Annotated in this window: 17 protein-coding genes; 11 read left to right on the top strand and 6 right to left on the bottom strand. The window is 38.4% G+C overall.

The window, feature by feature from the left end:
* Positions 1–197: 197 nt before the first annotated feature.
* The gene (locus MLE13_RS08615) at positions 198–755 is read left to right on the top strand and encodes a copper resistance CopC family protein (protein ID WP_240749321.1); all 558 of its coding nucleotides are present in this window, start codon (positions 198–200) and stop codon (positions 753–755) included.
* Positions 756–886: 131 nt separating this feature from the next.
* On the opposite strand, the gene MLE13_RS08620 is transcribed toward MLE13_RS08615, so the two are convergent.
* Entirely contained in the window at positions 887–1,792 is a 906-nt protein-coding gene (locus MLE13_RS08620) for a sensor domain-containing diguanylate cyclase (RefSeq protein WP_240749322.1), read from the bottom strand.
* Between the two features lie 335 nt (positions 1,793–2,127).
* Here MLE13_RS08620 and MLE13_RS08625 point away from each other — a divergent pair, with 335 nt between their 5' ends.
* Positions 2,128–2,976 carry a mechanosensitive ion channel family protein gene (locus MLE13_RS08625; RefSeq protein ID WP_240749323.1) on the top strand — a complete coding sequence of 283 codons (849 nt, stop codon included), beginning with the start codon at positions 2,128–2,130 and terminating at the stop codon, positions 2,974–2,976.
* Positions 2,977–3,031: 55 nt separating this feature from the next.
* Here MLE13_RS08625 and MLE13_RS08630 read toward each other — a convergent pair whose 3' ends face one another.
* On the bottom strand, positions 3,032–3,508 hold the full coding sequence (locus tag MLE13_RS08630; RefSeq protein WP_240749324.1) for a DUF948 domain-containing protein: 477 nt from the start codon (positions 3,506–3,508) through the stop codon (positions 3,032–3,034).
* 202 nt (positions 3,509–3,710) lie between these two features.
* Between MLE13_RS08630 and coaW the strand changes: the two genes are divergently transcribed.
* Complete coding sequence (gene coaW / locus MLE13_RS08635) at positions 3,711–4,526, top strand: type II pantothenate kinase (protein ID WP_240749325.1); 816 nt, start codon at positions 3,711–3,713, stop codon at positions 4,524–4,526.
* A 61-nt stretch (positions 4,527–4,587) separates the two neighbouring features.
* Here the strand turns inward: coaW and MLE13_RS08640 are convergent, their stop codons facing one another.
* The 3 genes from MLE13_RS08640 to MLE13_RS08650 all read right to left on the bottom strand — a co-directional run bounded on the left by MLE13_RS08640 (position 4,588) and on the right by MLE13_RS08650 (position 7,215).
* Positions 4,588–5,130, bottom strand: a complete 543-nt coding sequence (locus MLE13_RS08640) for an MFS transporter (RefSeq protein WP_240749326.1) — start codon at positions 5,128–5,130, stop codon at positions 4,588–4,590.
* Positions 5,127–6,557, bottom strand: a complete 1,431-nt coding sequence (locus tag MLE13_RS08645) for an FAD-binding oxidoreductase (protein WP_240749327.1) — start codon at positions 6,555–6,557, stop codon at positions 5,127–5,129. The genes MLE13_RS08640 and MLE13_RS08645 overlap by 4 nt, the downstream gene beginning before the upstream one ends.
* A gap of 100 nt (positions 6,558–6,657) precedes the next feature.
* Positions 6,658–7,215 carry a nitroreductase family protein gene (locus MLE13_RS08650; protein WP_240749328.1) on the bottom strand — a complete coding sequence of 186 codons (558 nt, stop codon included), beginning with the start codon at positions 7,213–7,215 and terminating at the stop codon, positions 6,658–6,660.
* A 155-nt stretch (positions 7,216–7,370) separates the two neighbouring features.
* Here MLE13_RS08650 and MLE13_RS08655 point away from each other — a divergent pair, with 155 nt between their 5' ends.
* Complete coding sequence (locus MLE13_RS08655) at positions 7,371–8,774, top strand: protoporphyrinogen oxidase (RefSeq protein WP_240749329.1); 1,404 nt, start codon at positions 7,371–7,373, stop codon at positions 8,772–8,774.
* A 127-nt stretch (positions 8,775–8,901) separates the two neighbouring features.
* Here the strand turns inward: MLE13_RS08655 and MLE13_RS08660 are convergent, their stop codons facing one another.
* Positions 8,902–9,957 carry a LysM peptidoglycan-binding domain-containing protein gene (locus MLE13_RS08660; protein WP_240749330.1) on the bottom strand — a complete coding sequence of 352 codons (1,056 nt, stop codon included), beginning with the start codon at positions 9,955–9,957 and terminating at the stop codon, positions 8,902–8,904.
* Positions 9,958–10,355: 398 nt separating this feature from the next.
* Here MLE13_RS08660 and MLE13_RS08665 point away from each other — a divergent pair, with 398 nt between their 5' ends.
* The 7 genes from MLE13_RS08665 (at position 10,356) to MLE13_RS08695 (ending at position 17,636) form a co-directional block, all read left to right on the top strand.
* A complete protein-coding gene (locus MLE13_RS08665; RefSeq protein ID WP_240749331.1) occupies positions 10,356–11,930 on the top strand; it encodes a fatty acid--CoA ligase in 1,575 nt (524 codons plus the stop codon).
* A gap of 29 nt (positions 11,931–11,959) precedes the next feature.
* Entirely contained in the window at positions 11,960–12,355 is a 396-nt protein-coding gene (locus tag MLE13_RS08670) for a hotdog fold thioesterase (protein WP_240749332.1), read from the top strand.
* A gap of 119 nt (positions 12,356–12,474) precedes the next feature.
* On the top strand, positions 12,475–13,437 hold the full coding sequence (locus MLE13_RS08675; protein WP_240749333.1) for a hypothetical protein: 963 nt from the start codon (positions 12,475–12,477) through the stop codon (positions 13,435–13,437).
* A gap of 93 nt (positions 13,438–13,530) precedes the next feature.
* The gene (locus MLE13_RS08680) at positions 13,531–15,195 is read left to right on the top strand and encodes a formate--tetrahydrofolate ligase (protein ID WP_240749334.1); all 1,665 of its coding nucleotides are present in this window, start codon (positions 13,531–13,533) and stop codon (positions 15,193–15,195) included.
* Positions 15,196–15,422: 227 nt separating this feature from the next.
* Complete coding sequence (locus MLE13_RS08685; RefSeq protein WP_240749335.1) at positions 15,423–15,644, top strand: hypothetical protein; 222 nt, start codon at positions 15,423–15,425, stop codon at positions 15,642–15,644.
* Between the two features lie 16 nt (positions 15,645–15,660).
* Complete coding sequence (locus tag MLE13_RS08690) at positions 15,661–16,953, top strand: DUF4139 domain-containing protein (RefSeq protein ID WP_240749336.1); 1,293 nt, start codon at positions 15,661–15,663, stop codon at positions 16,951–16,953.
* A 68-nt stretch (positions 16,954–17,021) separates the two neighbouring features.
* Positions 17,022–17,636 carry a PH domain-containing protein gene (locus tag MLE13_RS08695; RefSeq protein ID WP_240749337.1) on the top strand — a complete coding sequence of 205 codons (615 nt, stop codon included), beginning with the start codon at positions 17,022–17,024 and terminating at the stop codon, positions 17,634–17,636.
* Positions 17,637–17,644 lie beyond the last annotated feature (8 nt).

Genomic DNA, 17,644 nt, shown 5'->3' on the forward strand with positions numbered 1-17,644 from the left:
ATAACTAGAGAGTTTACAAAAAGCTAGCCTTTCTGGCTAGCTTTTTGTTTGCCTGTTTTACAATTCAATAAGGTTTAATTTTATCTAGATTGTGTCGGGATTTGCGAAATGGATAAAAGTTTTGGATTTAGAAAAAATATAAAGAAGAATACGACTAAAACTATTGTAAAATCGAAAAAGAAATGGAGATGAGCTGTATGAAAAAAATAATGGTTTTATTGGTATTAGCTATTTTTGCTTTGCCGGTAGTAGGGCAAGCACATACGACACTATCCTCGTCGACACCTGCAGAAGGATCTGTTGTCGCTGAGACTCTAGAAGAAGTAGTTTTAACTTTTGGGACGGTTATCGAACAAGGAAGTACGATGACATTGGAGAGCGAAGGAATGACTTATGATTTTGAAGAAGTTACGTTTTCAAGTGAAGTCATGACCGGAGCTATAAAAGAAGAGCTTCCAAATGGCTCGTATACAATTCAATGGAAGATCATTGGAGTAGACGGTCATCCGATTGAAGGGGAAGTTCCATTTGAACTAGCGGTTGAAGTTGCAGAAGAAGAGCAAGCTGTTGAAGATTCTGAAGTTGAAACTGAAGGCGAGCCAGTTGTTGAAAAAGCATCAGCTACAGAAGAGCAGTCTGCTCAAGCTACAGAAACCACTGAAGAAGATGGCGGCAATATGCTCATCACCATCCTTCTTATTTTGGCAGTTGTGGTAATTGGCTTTATTGTGTTCCGACTGTTGAAGAAGAAATGATTTTAGCTATTTTGTAAATAAAGGAAAGTTACGGTTGAACCCCGGATGATAGCCACTTTAAAAAGTGAAATCATTCGGGGTTCAGTTAGTATATACATAGTTATATATTCTTTACTTGGTCTGAGGAAAAATTACGCGATAACTACTTGGTTTTTGCCCTTATCTTTTGCTAAGTACAATGCATCATCTACCCAATCAATCATACAATTAAGAGGGAAATCGCTTGTGAAACTTTTCCCGCCTATCGATACGGTAACATCAATTTGACTGTTTTGTTCTTGGATTTTCAGTTGCTGAATTTCTTCGCTTAACCTGTTAGCGATCAGTTCTAATTCTGCTTTGTCAGTGTTAGGCAAAAGTACAGCAAACTCGTCTCCGCCAATCCGTGCTGTCGTATCAGAAGATCTTGTGATATTCGTAATTTGCAAAGCTAGTTGTTTTAATACTTGATCACCTGTAGGGTGTCCATAAGTATCATTAATTTCTTTGAAATTGTCTGTATCGATATATAACAATGAAATAGGTGTATTTTTCTGTTGCGCAAAGCGTACTTCTTTTTTTAGTTGTTCTTGAAAATAACGTCTATTAAAAAGTGAAGTCAAAGAATCTTTTTCTGCATGTTCTTTTAATTGGAGTTCTGTCAGCTTTTGTTTCGTAATATCCACATGGCGAATGACTACGCCTTCAATAGCCGAGGCATTTGCTTGAAGAGGGTTAGCTTGCATCAAAAACCACCTATTTGTAGAAGGGGAATGACAAGGATATTCGAAGTTGAAGCAATCTACTTCCCCTGACAAAACCGCCTGTAACCCTTGCTGGACATTAGGCTCTTTTTCACAGTGATGAAAATAATTTGTACCAATACCGCAGTTCGATAAAACACCACCATTATGAAGCGCAAATCGATTCCATTCTTTATTTGTAAAGCAGATTGTTCCAGTAGCATCAATTAAGCAAATAGGATCTCTTAGTGAATTTAATATCGATTCATTGATGCCTGGGTCAATCGATAAAAAAGTATTAACATGTGCATTCAATAAAATCATCATCTTTCTATAGGAGAGGTAAGTTTATGTAGTAGTACCTCCATTCCCTTTCAATCAAATTTAAAAACTTTAAAATATTTCCAATTTATTATTATAATATGAAAAAGTTAAAGGGGTGATAGCTTTAAGGAATAGAAAATGACTGGCCCCTCAAAACGAGAGTTCTCTATGAGTAGTATAAAATTGAAAAGCAGAGGAAATCAGAAAACAGTGTCAGGAATGAAATCACTCGTACATGTATGTTATAAAGGAAAAGGAATATTGAAAGTGATTGTGACAACTAAAATTTATTGTGTTGTGCTATCAAAAATAGAAAGGATGATTTTTTGTTAGATTTAGGAAATTTCGAATGGGGAGTGCTTCTCATTGGTGCAGGAGTCATTGCCGCACAAATAATTGGCATTTTAATTGCTTTTCTTTTAGTAAGAGCTATTGGTAAGAGATTAATCAATCGGTTTTTTGAAAAGTTGTTGATAAAAGAAGATGTTACGAAGGGGCGCGCCCTAACGCTTCAAAGCTTATCGGAAAACATTTTTTCTTATATTTTGATCTTTATCCTTGTTACAACGATCTTTAATATATTTGGTTTATCCGTGGCAAGCTTGATTGCGGGGGCTGGAATTATTGGATTGGCAATAGGCTTTGGTGCACAAGGCTTAGTGAGTGACGTCGTAACGGGTTTCTTTTTACTACTGGAAAAACAGCTTGATGTGAACGATTATGTAACCGTTGGTAGCATTGATGGCATTGTTGAGGCAGTAGGTTTAAGAACAACTAAAATTCGGAGCTTTGATGGCACATTGAATTATATTCCAAACCGGGACATCTTAACAGTCAGCAATCATTCGCGAGGCAATATGCGCGCGCTTGTCGATATTGGTATCTCTTATGATGAAAATATCGACGAAGCAATGGTGGTTATACAGGAAGCTTGTACACAAATGGCGTCAAAAGATATCGGGATTGTCGAAGGACCTGATGTGATTGGTGTGCAAGCATTTGGTGCATCAGACGTTACATTGCGAGTCATCGCAAGAGTGGAAAATGGAGAGCAATGGGCGGTAGAACGACAATTGCGCAAAGCCATTAAAGAAGCACTTGATGCAAAAGGGATTGAAATTCCATTCCCTCATCAAGTAAATATCCATAAAAATGTTGGCGTTTTAGAAAACTAATCGCTTATCAAAAAACGAACCATAAAAGGCAGCCACTTAGGCTGCCTTTTATGCATTAATACTGTTTTTCATCATGTAAAGATGGTGAAGAATACGTAGGACGATTGCTCTCAATGCGTCTTTGGTTTTCCAATAATGTGAGAAACTTAATGGCACCGTTACTCCATTCGTTAACTTGTGCAATGTTTTCACGGTCATGATCGACTCTTGAAGCGATGTTCCCTGTAATTGAGCGAACGGAAGCGTTCAAGTCGATGACTGAATTCATTGTGCCTTTTGCGGCATCGACGAGTACAGTAATTTTTTCGGATTTCATTTGAATGTCTTCTTTAAGTTCATTAGCATGATGAGACAAGCTTGCTGCTTCTAATTGAAGTTTATCTGCACGTTCTTTCAAGTTGTTTGCAGAACCTTTTATTTCTTTCATGGGTTCTTTCATGCCTACTATTAGTAGAACAACTCCAATTATTGCTATAATCAGCCCTGCTAAGAAGATGATGAGTGCTATGTATAGCCATGTTGTAGAGTCCATGCCATTTCCTCCTCTTTTTTATGGATGTCTTGAATATGCTATACCCGCAAAACTTCGATTATTAACATAATCGGAGGAATAGGTCTTGAGAGTTTGCTAATCAGCAAACAACTCCCATAATGTAAACGAGTATGGTAGAATTTTATCACATATGTATAAATTATCTGGCATTTTTTAAATGTGAGAAAGAGCAGGTGCAGAAATGATTGTCGGAATAGATGCAGGCGGTACATTGATCAAAGTGGCGTATACCAAAAAAGGGGAGGTCCATTTTGAAAAGTACCCAATTGCTGAAATCGAACAAGTTGCTGACTGGGTAAATAATCTAAGTGACTGCAAAGTTTGTGTAACAGGAGGAAGGTCGGGAGTGCTTGTTTCGTTACTCGATCAACCAGCACAAGAAATGGTGGAATTTGAAGCTACGCATCTTGGTGTACAAGTTCTTCTTGAGAAAAACGGGACTTTAGAAGATGCTTATTTAGTGACCAACGTTGGAACTGGAACGTCAATTCATTGTATACAAGATAATATGCAAGAACGATTAGGCGGTACGGGTGTTGGTGGAGGTACGTTAATTGGTTTAAGTCATTTATTGACTGGAGTTACTCGTTACGACGAAATCGTGGAGTTGGCAAGCCAAGGTTCGCGTGATCGCCTCGACTTGAAAGTCAAACATATATACGAAGACAAAGAGCCACCGATTTCTGGAGAGTTGACAGCTAGTAATTTTGGGCAGAATTTGTTTGCGATTTCAGATGGACTGACAAAAGAAGAGTTGTTAGCGGCAGTTATTGGCCTTGTAGGTGAAACGGTTAGCACAGTAAGTGTTCAAGCGGCTCGTCAATGTAGAAGTTCTACTATTGTTTATATCGGTTCTTCATTTATCGATAATCCTCTACTAAAAGAAGTTGTGACAAGCTATACCATTTTACGCGGTTCTGTTCCCGTGTTCCCTGATAACGGAGAGTTTTCAGGCGCAATGGGCGCGATGACGGCTTTAACTAAAAAAGCAGTATGATTGCCCATTTTAAAAGACTCACTTGATCTATTGCAGATCAAGTGAGTCTTTTTTGATTCTGTCATTGTTTGATCGTTTGTAATTTTAATACTATTATTCCACTCCCAGCAAAGATGAGTGAAGCTACATAAAAAATACTGGCAATTGTTAAGAAGTCAACGAGGTAGCCGGTAGCAATTACAGCGATTGCTGCAGCAACAGATGTCCAAACATGATAGCGACCAATTTGAGCGCCAGCAATTTCTTTTGTGACGTAGCGCGCCAATATCGTTTTTTCTGAATTTTTCTGTACAGCACCTAATATTCCCATGAGCACTTGCAGTACGTATACATGCCAAACTTCAGAAGCTAGTGGAAAGAATAATAAAAGAATGGCCATTCCCCATGAATATATGGCTAGTAGCGATTTATCCCCAACGCGATCTGCATATTTTCCGATTATTGGATAACATAGTGCCGCTGTCAAAGCAAATAAACCATACGCCCATCCAAACTGAGCATAACTATCGCCAACGTTTCGAATGAGCAAAATATAGAACGGGAAAATCATGCTCGAAGCCATCCCTACAATGCCCTGATAATAAATAAAGCGTTTATAATTCATGGTTGGTACTCCTCGTAAAAAAGATTCATGAAGCGATGCTCTGGATCAAAACGTTCTTTTAACTCAAAAAATTCTTCGGTTTTTGGATAAGCTATTTGCATTTGCTTTTTTGTCGGATAGCCGAAATAAGGAAGGTAATAACTACCATCGTGTGCAAGTGTAACATCAATCATTTCCCGAACCACGTCTTGCGTAGCTTGCACACTTTTTTCATCGGTTCCTTGATTAATTAGTAGCACGAGTGAAAACATATCTTCTTTTGCATAAGACAAAACCGCATTTTCATTTTGTTCAACATAGCGAATGGTGACATTTAATAAATTAAAGTCCGGATGGTCTTCGAGTACCTTTTTCAGTTCCGGAATATAATGCTCGAACTGGTCTACGGGAACAAAATACTCTTGTAAAATTTCCGTTTTGCGACTGTTGTCATACTCCATAAATTCTGAATCTGAACGCATGACATTGTTTCGAGACACAAGGTTTCCATTGATTTGTTGGGTATAGACTTTTTGTGCATTCCAAAAGCTGTCTTTTCCTGCATCATTAATGCGTGAAAGACCGAGAAAAAATTTTGGCACGGCAACCAAGTTTTCAGTTTTCAGTTTTTGATAGCTCGCGAGTTCACTTTGATCGTGAGCGGATTTGTAAGTGATCGTATACATATCCTCCATAAAAGAATCGGGGGCAATAGATATACGTGCTAAATGCATTTTAGCGTGAGGATTTCCTTTAACTTGCTTAGTAAAGTAAGCAGGATACTCACTGTACGACATACTTGCTGTTTCAGTTTCGAGCAATTCATCATCCGTCAACTGAAACGTGACATCTAAAATAATGCCAAACAGTCCATAACCACCAAGAACAGCATAAAACAACTCGTTATTCTCTGAAGCACTTAGTTGGATAATGTCGCCATCAGCATTTAAAAAACGCATGGATAAAACGGTATCCGTTATTCCACCATGACGAATGTCTAAACCATGCGCATTGACACTGAGTGAGCCGCCTACTGTAAAGATGTTTTGCGATTGACTGACTTTTAAGGACAAGCCATATGGATTAATGGCTTCTTGAATATCCGCCCATGTTGCACCACTTTGTACAGTCACAGTTTTGGCTTGCGAATTGACTTCCAAAACTTGGTTATAAGGTTTCATATCAATCATAAGACCGTTGGGGTAAACGGTTTGACCGCCTTGACTATGTTGCATGCCAGCAATTGAAAGAACATCTCCGTTGTTCTTAGCATCGTAAACAATTTTCTGAAGTGCATAGTCTGTCATACCAGACGTCACTTTTTTTATTTCTACAGGTAAAAGTCGCTGATGTAAGTCATTGTCGGGGCGATTTAATTGTGTGACGTATACGTACACAGACAATCCGAAAATTATTACGTATACAAGAGCTAACCAAGCTGTTTTCATCGAACTTCACCTCTTGCTTAATTAGACTGAATTAGGGCTATTTGGTTCCTTTAAAACGAAAAAGAGATATCGCTGTATGCGACATCTCTTGAAATAAAAACTATTCACTAATAATCGTCAACTTCTCACGAATATCAGTACGTTCTTGTTTTGCAGGGATGTGAGCAGGATAGCCAATCATCATGGTCGCGACAATTTTCTCTCCAGGTTTTACACCAATCGCTTCGCGAAACACAGGATTGTATATCCAGTCGTTAGAGCGCCAAATCATGCCGATGCCACGTTCCCAGGCAGCTAGCTGGAAGTTTTGAAGCATCGAAGAAATTGCGCCATAATCTTCATCCCATCTTCTTTGTCTCGGATCTTCAGGCATGATCACGACCAAGTGTAGCGGAATACTGCGGAAATAATCAGCTTTGTTAAATGCTTTTGCAGGTGTTTCTCCATCAGCTGTTTTCATAGCTTCTAGAAATGCTTGAACAAATTTTTCTTTGCCAGCGCCGGTATAAAGCTGGAAACGCCAAGGTTCATTGACTTTGTGATTAGGTGCCCATTTGGCGACATTCAGTAGGTCGATAATTTCTTCTGTGTTAACGGCATCAACTTTGAATTTCTTGATTGAGCGTCTTTCTATGATATTCTGGTCAATAAGATTCATTAGTAAACAGCTCTCCTTTTCGCATACAAACTACGAGTACTTACCTTTTATCCTACCATGGCGTAGAGACAAAGCGTATTAAAACAGACAAAAAGAACAATGTAGTCAGACGGAAATATTGGTAGAATAGAAGCACAAGCAAGGAGTGGATCAAGTTGAAGAAAATTGTAGTCATTGGGGGAGGCATTACAGGTCTTTCCACCATGTATTATTTGCAAAAGTTAAATATGCAGGAAAACCTCGGGCTAGAGTTGGTTCTGATCGAACGTTCGCATCAACTAGGAGGGAAAATCAGAACGATCAAAAATGATGAGTTCATTATGGAAGTCGGGGCAGACTCAATTGTTGCACGTCATGCCAGTGTTATGCCGTTAATCGAAGAGTTGGGGTTAAAAGAGCGAATGGTTTATAACGGTACGGGAATTTCTTATTTATATGCGAATAATGTGCTGCATGCCATTCCAAAAGACACTGTCTTTGGTATTCCGATGAGCAAAGAATCGTTATTTAGTTCAACGCTCGTTTCTGAAGAAGGAAAGCAAGCGGCGTTGAAAGATTTTACTAGCCTGAACGAAAACTATACACGTGATAGTTCAATTGGAGAGTTTCTTGAAGCTTTCTTAGGCAAAGAATTGGTTGAAAATCAAATTGCTCCGGTGTTATCTGGAGTCTATTCGGGTAATCTCTATGAGCTAACCTTATCCTCGACATTGCCTTATTTAGTTGATTACAAAAACAAATACGGCAGTATCATCAAAGGCTTTGAAGCAAACAAAGAATTTTTCCAAGGCGCCGCAAATAAAAAATTCATTTCATTTGATGACGGTATGGAAGTATTGATTGATACATTAGAAAAAAAAATAGAGCAAAATCGAATCATCAAAGGAGTCGGAACAACGTCTATCAAAAAAGACAAAGCCGGCTATCTGGTAGAGCTTGAAAAAGGTGAGGCATTAGAAGCTGATTATGTGATTATGGCTACTCCTCATCAAGTCGCACAAGAGTTATTAAACTTACCCGAGCTAGACGCTGAATTTGATCAGTTTTTGAATTCATCGCTGATTAGTGTTTATCTTGGCTATGATATTCCGGACGACCGCTTGCCAGAAGACGGTACCGGATTTATCGTGTCACAAGAAAGCGATTTACATTGCAATGCCTGTACGTGGACGAGTCGGAAATGGCAACATACATCAAAAAATCAAAAGTTATTAGTTCGATTATTTTACAAAAGTTCGCATCCATCATATGGTCAGCTAAAAGATTTGTCTAAAGAAGAACTGATAAAAGTGGCAATGGGCGATATCCAAAAGAGTTTAGGGATTGAAGAAATGCCGTTAACTGCAGAAGTAACAGGTTGGGAAAATTTAATGCCTAATTATCATATGGAACATAAAAATGCGATTAATGCACTAGAGCTGAAAATGGAAGAAATGCTTCCACATATTAAACTAGCAGGTTCTTCTTACTTTGGAGTAGGAATTGGCGCATGTATTCAAAATGGTGCTGACTTAGCGCAGATTATTGTAAATAACTTATCTGAAAGAAATGAAGAGTGAAAAGAGACCTATTGAGGTCTCTTTTTTGTGTATATAGAAAAAAGCCTTTTATCCAGTTGGATAAAAGGCTTAAGAAGATTATTTTTAAAAATATTATCAAAGAAGTTTTTCTTTTTTTATTAATTTTTTATTTCATGACGTTTAAACGTTTGTAACTATCGAATTTTGAACTCCAGTATTTATCATTCAAACTTGTAATTTGAACACGATCACCACCGGCGTGGATAAAGCTATTGTTCCCAATTAAAATTCCCATATGTGAGATTCCCGGGCGGTAAGTATCTTTAAAGAATACTAAATCGCCAACTTCAGGAGAACTAACAGGTGATGATAGCGCATAAAAACCTGTTGTATTCGTTCTTGGAACGCTAAATCCAGCTTGGTTATAAACATAGTAAATATAGCCACTGCAATCAAACCCACCTGGTGCAGATCCAGCCCATTTATAAGGTGTACCTAAGAAAGACGTTGCTGAATTTATCAATGTAGAAATCGATCCAGAATTTACAGAAGGTGTAACGATTGAATTTGAAGCAGGTACTATTGAGCCGTTTGATGATTTCGCGTCTACTTTCAAAGTTTGACCAATACGAACAGAACTCGATTTCAAGCTATTTAAGCTCATCAACTGCGAAACAGATGTATTATGACGTTTGGCAATATTGGTTAGTGTGTCTCCACTGACTACACGATACGTGCTCGGATTAGAAACTGTGGGCACAGGAGCAGGTGCTTTAACAGTTGTAGTTGGTTGAGTTGCTACTATTTTTCCGCTAACGACTAGTTTTTGACCAGGAATGATTGTATTTTCGGACAGCTTATTCAATTGCTGAATCGAGCTAACGCTAGTACTATGAATTCGCGCTATATGTGACAATGTATCTCCGGATTTTACTGTATATGTATTCACCGAACTGATCGGCGGTTTAGAAACGACAGGGGGTTTTGGAGTGGCGACGGATGTCAAAGTCGCTGAAACTTTAATCGTTTGATTTGGAAAAATCGAATTGGATGGTAGGTTATTCCACGTGAGCAGTTGATTAACCGAAATATTATTGTTAGACGCAATTTTCCATAACGTATCTCCCGATTTTACTGTGTAAGTACTTGCTTCTGTATCTGACGTTCCGATAGCCATTGATAATGCTGTAGCTGCAAATAACGTGAAAATAATCTTTTTCATCCTCAAACCCCTTTTTTTCATTTATTTATAAATAATTTGGTCTGTTATTCTCGAGTTATTTAATTCTATATAATTAATAAAATATAGGCAATAAGTTTCAATATTACAATTGTGTTACAAATATGAAAGTAATGAAAATGGTAATTTAGATATTTATAGTAACAAATATATGGAAAATAAAAGAATTTTATAATCTCACAAATACTATATCGGTCATTTTAGATAAAAGTTAATAGTTTATATTAAATTATTGTTTTTTTTAATCAAAATGTGTGAAAGTCTTTTTCATAGTAAGTTCGTGTCTTTATAAAGAAACTTCGAGTAGTTGCAATATTGGGTTTTTTCTGACATCATGAAGAGATATATTGGGGCTAAATTAGAAGGAGGCGAAGCAAAGAATGTACGCAACACTTGGGAAGGTCTTTGATCAGACGGTAAGTATGTATCCGAACAAAGAGGCGTTAGTCGATATGAGAAGAGAAAAAAGATGGACCTATTCCCAATGGAGTGACGAGGTTCATCGTTTAGCGAATGCGCTTATTACAGCAGGTGTTTGCAAAGGGGATCGTGTTTCAAGCTTTCTTTTCAATAATAGTGAACTGCCTACTGCCTTGTTTGCTTGTGCAAAAATTGGGGCTGTTTTCAATCCTATTAACTTCCGTCTAAAGCCTGAAGAACTGACGTATATACTAAATGATGCAACACCTGAAGTGGTTCTTTTTGAAGAAGCTTTAAAAGAAACAGTTGGAAAAGTGGCTGAGCAATTTCCGAGTATTCAATTTTGGTTTATAGACGAAGATGTTCCAGAATATGCAGTGAGTTATCAAGAACAAGTTATCGCAGCCATTTCGACAGACCCACTTGTAGACGTGGATGAAACAGATATATATGCCATCATGTATACGAGTGGAACGACTGGGCGACCAAAAGGCGTTATCCATTCTCATCGTAATATGGCAGAACAAAGTATGACGTGTATTGCGATGCTGAAATATACGAAAAATGATGTGGGTTTGGTGGTTGCGCCAATGTTCCATTGTGCTGAATTACATTGTTGCATCATTCCGCGTGTTCAGGCAGGTGCTTCAAGCATCATTATGCATCAGTTCGATCCTCAAGTAGCAATCGACACTATTGAAAAGGAAAAGGTTACAGTCATGTTTGCTGTTCCAACAATGTGGAGCATGATGACGGAGATAGCTGGTGCCAATTCGAAAGTGAAAACTTTGCAGCGTGGACTATATGGAGCAGCTCCAATGGCGCCTGTTTTAGTTAGACAAGTTAAAGAAGTACTTGGAGTTGAGTTAATCCAAGCGTATGGCCAAACGGAGATGGGACCAGCCATTACTTTTCTGACTGAAGATGAACAGTTAACTAAAGCAGGATCTGCTGGAAAACCTGCTTTTAATCATGAAATTCGAATCGTTCGACCCCAAGATCATGGACCTTCAGAACCGGATGATCAAGTAGAGCCGTTTGAGGTTGGAGAAATTATTGTTCGAGGTCCGAGTATGATGTTGGGTTATTTCCATCGTCCGCAAGCTACAGCTCGCGTGATGTATAAAGGGTGGTATCATACTAGCGACTTAGGATATGTGGATGAAGAGGGCTATTTATATGTGGCCGACCGAGTTGATGACATGATTATTAGTGGTGGAGAAAATATTTATCCGCGCGAAGTAGAAGATGCGCTCCATGGACATGAACTAGTTCAGGATGTGGCTGTATTAGGTATCCCTGATGAAAAGTGGGGAGAATCGGTGATGGCATTTATCGTCGTGAAAAATGAGTTGTTGACAGAGGATCAATTAGAAGAATATTGCTTGAACAACGAAAATTTAGCACGATTTAAACGACCAAGAACTTATCGCTTTGTCGAGGAATTGCCACGTAATGCTAGTGGGAAGATTCAGAAATTCTTATTGCGTGAACTATACGCTGATAAAAAAATAAAAGAAAGCGATGGAAATTGAGGGTGTGAGTTGAGAAGGAGAATAGTGACATGGATATGAAGCCAATGGACGAAACAATTATTGGTATATTGGGAATTGAACTAGGTGAAATGACTTCAGATAAAGCAATGGCTACAATGCCTGTACATGGACCTACCCATCAAGTTTTTGGTCAACTTCATGGAGGTGCATCCGTGGTGTTGGCAGAAACAGTTGCAAGTTTTGGTACTTGGAATTTAATCGATCAAGAAAATGAAATCGCCGTAGGTCTAGAAATCAATGCCAACCATCTACGTGGCAAAAAAGACGGAATAGTGACTGCTATCGGCACACCCCTTCATAAAGGAAGGACAACTATGGTCTGGGATGTTAAAATTGTTGATGAAGAAGAAAAGCTGATTTGCGTGTCGAGATGTACGGTGGCGATTGTTCAAAAGAAAAAGTAGTGAAGAAAAGAGAATCCCTTGCTCAGGAGAGCAAGGGATTCTCTTTGCCTATAATGAGTTTTTCATTTACAGGCATGTTAGTATAAACAATAAAGAAATGAAAAGTGAGAGTGGTTTATATGTTCAATTCCTTAAACGAATTAATGGAAGCAAAGAACCTAAAAGACAAACGCTCGATACCTTGGAATCAGATTTGCCAGGAAGAGCTGTTGTCCGAGAAGTTTATTAACGAAAATGCAGATCAAGTAAATTGGAAATTGATCTCCGGTCATCAGGAACTATCGGAAGGCTTTATTCGGAAATATCGAAATCGCTTGTTTTGGGATGAAATAATGAAAAACCAAAAGTTGTCGGAAAGTTTTATTGAAAAATTTGCTAATAAAAAGAAGTGGCAACCAATCGCTATTGAAGAATTGAGTAAAAAGCAGCAAAAAACGTTTGAAAAAGAAAGCCGAGCATTTGATGCGACATATTATTGGCAGCTTGTTTCAAAGAAACAGCAATTAGCAAATACAAAAGGCTTGTCACCGATGTTTATCGAAAAGCATCAAAACAAACTAGATTGGACGGAACTTAGTCGTCATCAGCATTTACCAATGCCGTTAATCTACCGTCATGCTCACCAAGTAGACTGGACTTTAGTTACGCGTTATCAAGTCTTATCCGAGCGTTTTATCGAAAAGTATAGCAATCGTGTCGAATGGGAAACGATCTCGTTTCACCAGACATTGTCCGAGCGTTTTATTGATCGGCATCATGGGAAAATGAGCTTTATCTCAGCACAAGAAAGACGTTCTGAAATGTTCCTTTTTACGCATTTTGATAAACTGGATGCCGCATCAATCATAGAGCATCAGCAGTTGGCTAACGTAAAAAGATATGAGCCATTTGATGTTTATATACTGACTAAAGGTGATCAAAAAAAATACATTCTGAAATTTCATAGCCGAACTGAGGGCTTGGAAGCAATTCGTAAAGTTGATGAAGAAGAGTTGTATAATCACTTAGAAGAGAATGGTTTATTAGTAGTAATCGAAGAAGATTTTCCAGAACTAACGATTATTGGTGATATGCGGTTCTAATGTTCTATTTATATCGCTCTGACAATTGAGCGCTGATTTTTAACAGGAAACAGGTTATACTAAAGAAAAAAATCGAAAGTTGGGATTTTATTCATGGCTTTTACGGATTTATCGATTGCGAGTGAAGCAACTATACAACCGATTCTGGAAATTGCAGAACAGGCTGGCATTTCAAAAGAGGCGTTGGAATTATACGGAAACTTTAAAGCAAAAATCAATGTAGATCAATTGCCACCTGTTCAAAAATTAGGGCAAGTAGTATTAGTCACAGCAATTAGTCCAACCCCTGCTGGAGAAGGAAAGTCTACTGTAACGGTAGGGTTAGCTGATGCGTTTAAACAATTGAAAGAATCCGTAGCGGTAGCTCTTCGTGAACCATCTTTAGGTCCTGTTATGGGCGTGAAAGGCGGTGCGACAGGCGGCGGCTTTGCACAAGTCTTACCAATGGAAGATATCAATTTGCATTTCACAGGCGATATTCATGCCATTACTTCAGCGAATAATGCGTTAGCTGCGTTAATAGACAATCATTTGCATCAAAAAAATGTTTTGAACATTGATCCACGACGTATTACTTGGAAACGAGTATTGGATATTAATGATCGTGCGTTACGCCAAGTGACGATTGGTCTTGGTGGACCTGGACAAGGAATCCCTCGTCAGGACGGCTTTGATATTACGGTGGCTTCGGAAATCATGGCTGTACTATGTTTAGCGACTTCTCTTGCCGACTTGAAAGAGCGATTGGCACAAATGGTGATTGGCTACACGTATGACAGAGAGCCAGTTACAGTTAGAGATCTTGAATCAGAAGGCGCTTTAACCTTATTGTTGAAAGAGGCTTTCAAACCGAATTTAGTTCAAACGATTGAAGGAACACCAGCGATCATCCACGGAGGTCCGTTTGCGAATATCGCTCACGGCTGTAACTCGCTAATTGCGACAAACACAGCGAGACGTATAGCGGATATCGTTGTAACTGAAGCTGGTTTCGGAGCTGATTTGGGTGCAGAGAAATTTATGCACATCAAGTCTAGAAAAGGTGAATTCAATCCTGATGCTGTAGTCATCGTAGCCACTGTTCGAGCCCTCAAAATGCATGGCGGCGTAGCAAAAGATCAGTTAAAAGAAGCGAATGCGGATGCTGTAAAACGCGGAATGGTCAATTTGGCCAAGCATGTGGATACGATTCAACAATTCGGTATTGAGCCTGTTGTCGCATTAAATCGCTTTGCAGGAGATAGTGAAGAAGAATTGGCAACCGTACTAGAGTGGGCAAAACAACAAGGAGTTGCGATTGCTTTAACAGAAGTGTGGGAAAAAGGCGGGCAGGGTGGAGTTGCTTTAGCTAAGCTTGTAAAGCAAGAACTGCAGCGGCCGAAAAACTTCCAACTTCTTTATAAAGAAGAGGATTCAATCGAAGACAAACTTCGGACAATCGTTCAAAAAGTGTATGGAGGAGCAGATATTCAATTGTCTGATCTTGCACAAAAGCAGCTCGTCGAATTGAAAAAATTCGGTTGGGATTCTTTGCCGATTTGTATGGCGAAAACGCAGTATTCGTTATCGGATCAACCTAAATTATTGGGACGTCCTGAAGGATTCACCATTACTATTCGAGAGATTATCCCGAAGCTGGGCGCAGGGTTTTTGGTCTGCTTGACGGGTGACATTATGACCATGCCAGGCCTTCCTAAAAAGCCTGCTGCTCTGAATATGGACGTCACTGCAGATGGCAAAGCAATTGGTCTATTTTAAGTAAATTAATGACTTGGAGTTAATGAAGTCAGTGTATAAGAGGTATTGGAATGAACTTATTCCAATACCTCTTTGTTTTTCTAACGATTAGGGATGTTTCGTTATCATGTTCATCACATCCTGTTTTTTAAAACAAGACGTGATTTGAAAATGGATGGTAGAATATAGGGAATCAAAGTAAGCGAGATAAATAGTTTAGTTTAGCTAAAGTCCCAGGAGGAACAAATATGAACTGCCAAATTACAGTCACGGATTTTGTAGAACAAAATACAGCGATTTATATGCAAGTAGAAGTCTATGACCCACAAACAAATCGACGGTATCAAGAAGAATTACGGTTTCTAGGTGATTTATTATACGGTGATTTAGTGCATACAAAAAAATCTCCTTTAACGGAACAATGTCGACTGGAGACAATTGCTTATTTGAAATCTTATTTTGATCGATAAATAAAGGGGGATTTGGATGGAATTCCAATCAACACACGAACATTTGATATCTCAAAGCATAACCATTTATAACGATGGGTTTGGGTTGGTAAAAGAAGTGAGAGAAGTCCCAGCAAATAAAGAAGTTACGGAAATCCGATTTATGAACGTCTCTCCTGAAATAGAGGTAGATTCCATTTGGATAGAGGGACTCCACGTATTAGAACAAAGTTATACTTCTGACTTGATCAGTAAAGAAATATTATTAGAAAAGTATATTAATGAAATCATTACTATAGAAAATGAAAAGTTGAACAAAACATGGAAGATTCGGTTACTCAGTGTTTCTGCCGCTATTATTGCTGAACGAATGGATACAGGAGAAATAATAATTGATCCAGTTGGACAGCTGATTTTCCCTGTATTGCCAGAAGGACTATTGACGAAACCGGCATTAGTTTGCAAAGTCACGGCTATCGAATCCGATGCTAAAGTGGACATTTCCTATTTGACGCAAGGAGTAGAATGGCAAGCAAATTATGTTGCGAAAATTAACGGCTCTACGTTAAACTTTATCGGTTGGTTTCAAATTTCCAATAATAGCGGCATGGTTTTTTCCGAAAGTCAGCTCCAGTTAGCTGCTGGTAAAGTGAATCGGTATAAGAATAACTTGCCATTAGTTACGCAGTCCAGGTTGTTTTCTATAGCAGAGGAACCAGAGTCTGGTTTCATAGAGCGTAGTTTAGCTGATTCCCATGTATATAGCATAGGTCGTCCAGTGACCATTTTAAACAAACAGACTAAACAAATCAGTTTCTTAAATATACAAGAAGTTGCTTTTCGAAGATTGTATAAAATAGATGCGCACAGTGAACAGGCGAAAGTTGTGGTTGAATTCGATAACATTGTGGCTAACAAGCTAGGAATGCCATTGCCTCAAGGGGTTTTAAAAGTATATCACCAAGACGACAGTGGAGAAATGGTATTTATCGGTGAAGATGCTGTCAAAAATACGGCGGTGCAGCAAAAAGTATCTTTAACAATAGGTCGAGCTTTTGATATTGTTAGTGAAAGCTGGGAAAAAAAGCGGGATAGAAGCGGTCACTTTGACTATATTACGTATATTTACAAAGTGCATAACCAAAAATCAGAGCACGTTCGAGTGGATGTGAAACACGAAGTTTTCGAACAAATGTGGGAGATGGAATCGTCTAGTCATGATTACGAGTTAAAACAATCAAATGAATTAGAGTTTTGTGTACACATGTCTTCAGGGAAAAAAGTGGAAGTAGAGTTTACTTATAAAGTGAATAGAAGAACTGAAGAATAGCTTAAATAAATTTTGATAAAATAAGATGGTCGAAGTAAGTATTTTAAAAGTAAAGGGGAAGAAGTGACATGTTCAAAAAAATGGCTTCAGAAGCATTAGGATTATCAGATATTGGGAAAATAATCGATCCACAAGACTTTGATAAAACGGATTCAGATGATTACGTTATGCATGAAGACGGGGAGAAAATCTATTTTTTGATCAAGACAAAAGCCGACGAATATTGCTTTACTAATCTTGCAATCATCCATGTAGATGGAGATAGCGCAATGTCATCTAAACGGATTTTAAAGCGTTACCCTTATTCGCAGCATACCATTTCAAGTGTCGTGCTTGAAACTGCAGGGAAAATCGATTTAGATGTAGAGCTAGCCTTTGTTGTAGGAGCCGTTCATTTTAAAATTGATGTTCAAAAACAGCAAGCAAGTCGCTTAACAAATTTGTATAAGTCTTTGTTGAGAGTTGCTGAAATTATGCATGAAAATGCCATTATTACGAATATGGCAACTGACAGTTTAAATAAGGCGGTCACTGTTTTACAAAATTCAAGAACGAGTGATGTGACACTGGATGATCAATACTCAAAACTGACTGATTTCGGCTTTACATGGATGACTTCTGTTCGCAATCAATACCATGTAAAAGATTTTGGAGATGTATTCGAAAAGTATATTAATAATTGATAATTGTA

Source organism: Planococcus halocryophilus, assembly GCF_022489025.1.
GTDB lineage: Bacteria > Bacillota > Bacilli > Bacillales_A > Planococcaceae > Planococcus > Planococcus halocryophilus_A.

Coding starts and splice junctions, on each gene's coding strand:
- MLE13_RS08690 (WP_240749336.1), top strand. CDS start 15,661: ATGGAATTCCAATCAACACACGAACATTTGATATCTCAAAGCATAACC.
- MLE13_RS08640 (WP_240749326.1), bottom strand. CDS start 5,130: ATGAATTATAAACGCTTTATTTATTATCAGGGCATTGTAGGGATGGCT.
- MLE13_RS08650 (WP_240749328.1), bottom strand. CDS start 7,215: ATGAATCTTATTGACCAGAATATCATAGAAAGACGCTCAATCAAGAAA.
- MLE13_RS08695 (WP_240749337.1), top strand. CDS start 17,022: ATGTTCAAAAAAATGGCTTCAGAAGCATTAGGATTATCAGATATTGGG.
- MLE13_RS08630 (WP_240749324.1), bottom strand. CDS start 3,508: ATGGACTCTACAACATGGCTATACATAGCACTCATCATCTTCTTAGCA.
- coaW (WP_240749325.1), top strand. CDS start 3,711: ATGATTGTCGGAATAGATGCAGGCGGTACATTGATCAAAGTGGCGTAT.
- MLE13_RS08665 (WP_240749331.1), top strand. CDS start 10,356: ATGTACGCAACACTTGGGAAGGTCTTTGATCAGACGGTAAGTATGTAT.
- MLE13_RS08645 (WP_240749327.1), bottom strand. CDS start 6,557: ATGAAAACAGCTTGGTTAGCTCTTGTATACGTAATAATTTTCGGATTG.
- MLE13_RS08685 (WP_240749335.1), top strand. CDS start 15,423: ATGAACTGCCAAATTACAGTCACGGATTTTGTAGAACAAAATACAGCG.
- MLE13_RS08660 (WP_240749330.1), bottom strand. CDS start 9,957: ATGAAAAAGATTATTTTCACGTTATTTGCAGCTACAGCATTATCAATG.
- MLE13_RS08675 (WP_240749333.1), top strand. CDS start 12,475: ATGTTCAATTCCTTAAACGAATTAATGGAAGCAAAGAACCTAAAAGAC.
- MLE13_RS08615 (WP_240749321.1), top strand. CDS start 198: ATGAAAAAAATAATGGTTTTATTGGTATTAGCTATTTTTGCTTTGCCG.
- MLE13_RS08680 (WP_240749334.1), top strand. CDS start 13,531: ATGGCTTTTACGGATTTATCGATTGCGAGTGAAGCAACTATACAACCG.
- MLE13_RS08670 (WP_240749332.1), top strand. CDS start 11,960: ATGGATATGAAGCCAATGGACGAAACAATTATTGGTATATTGGGAATT.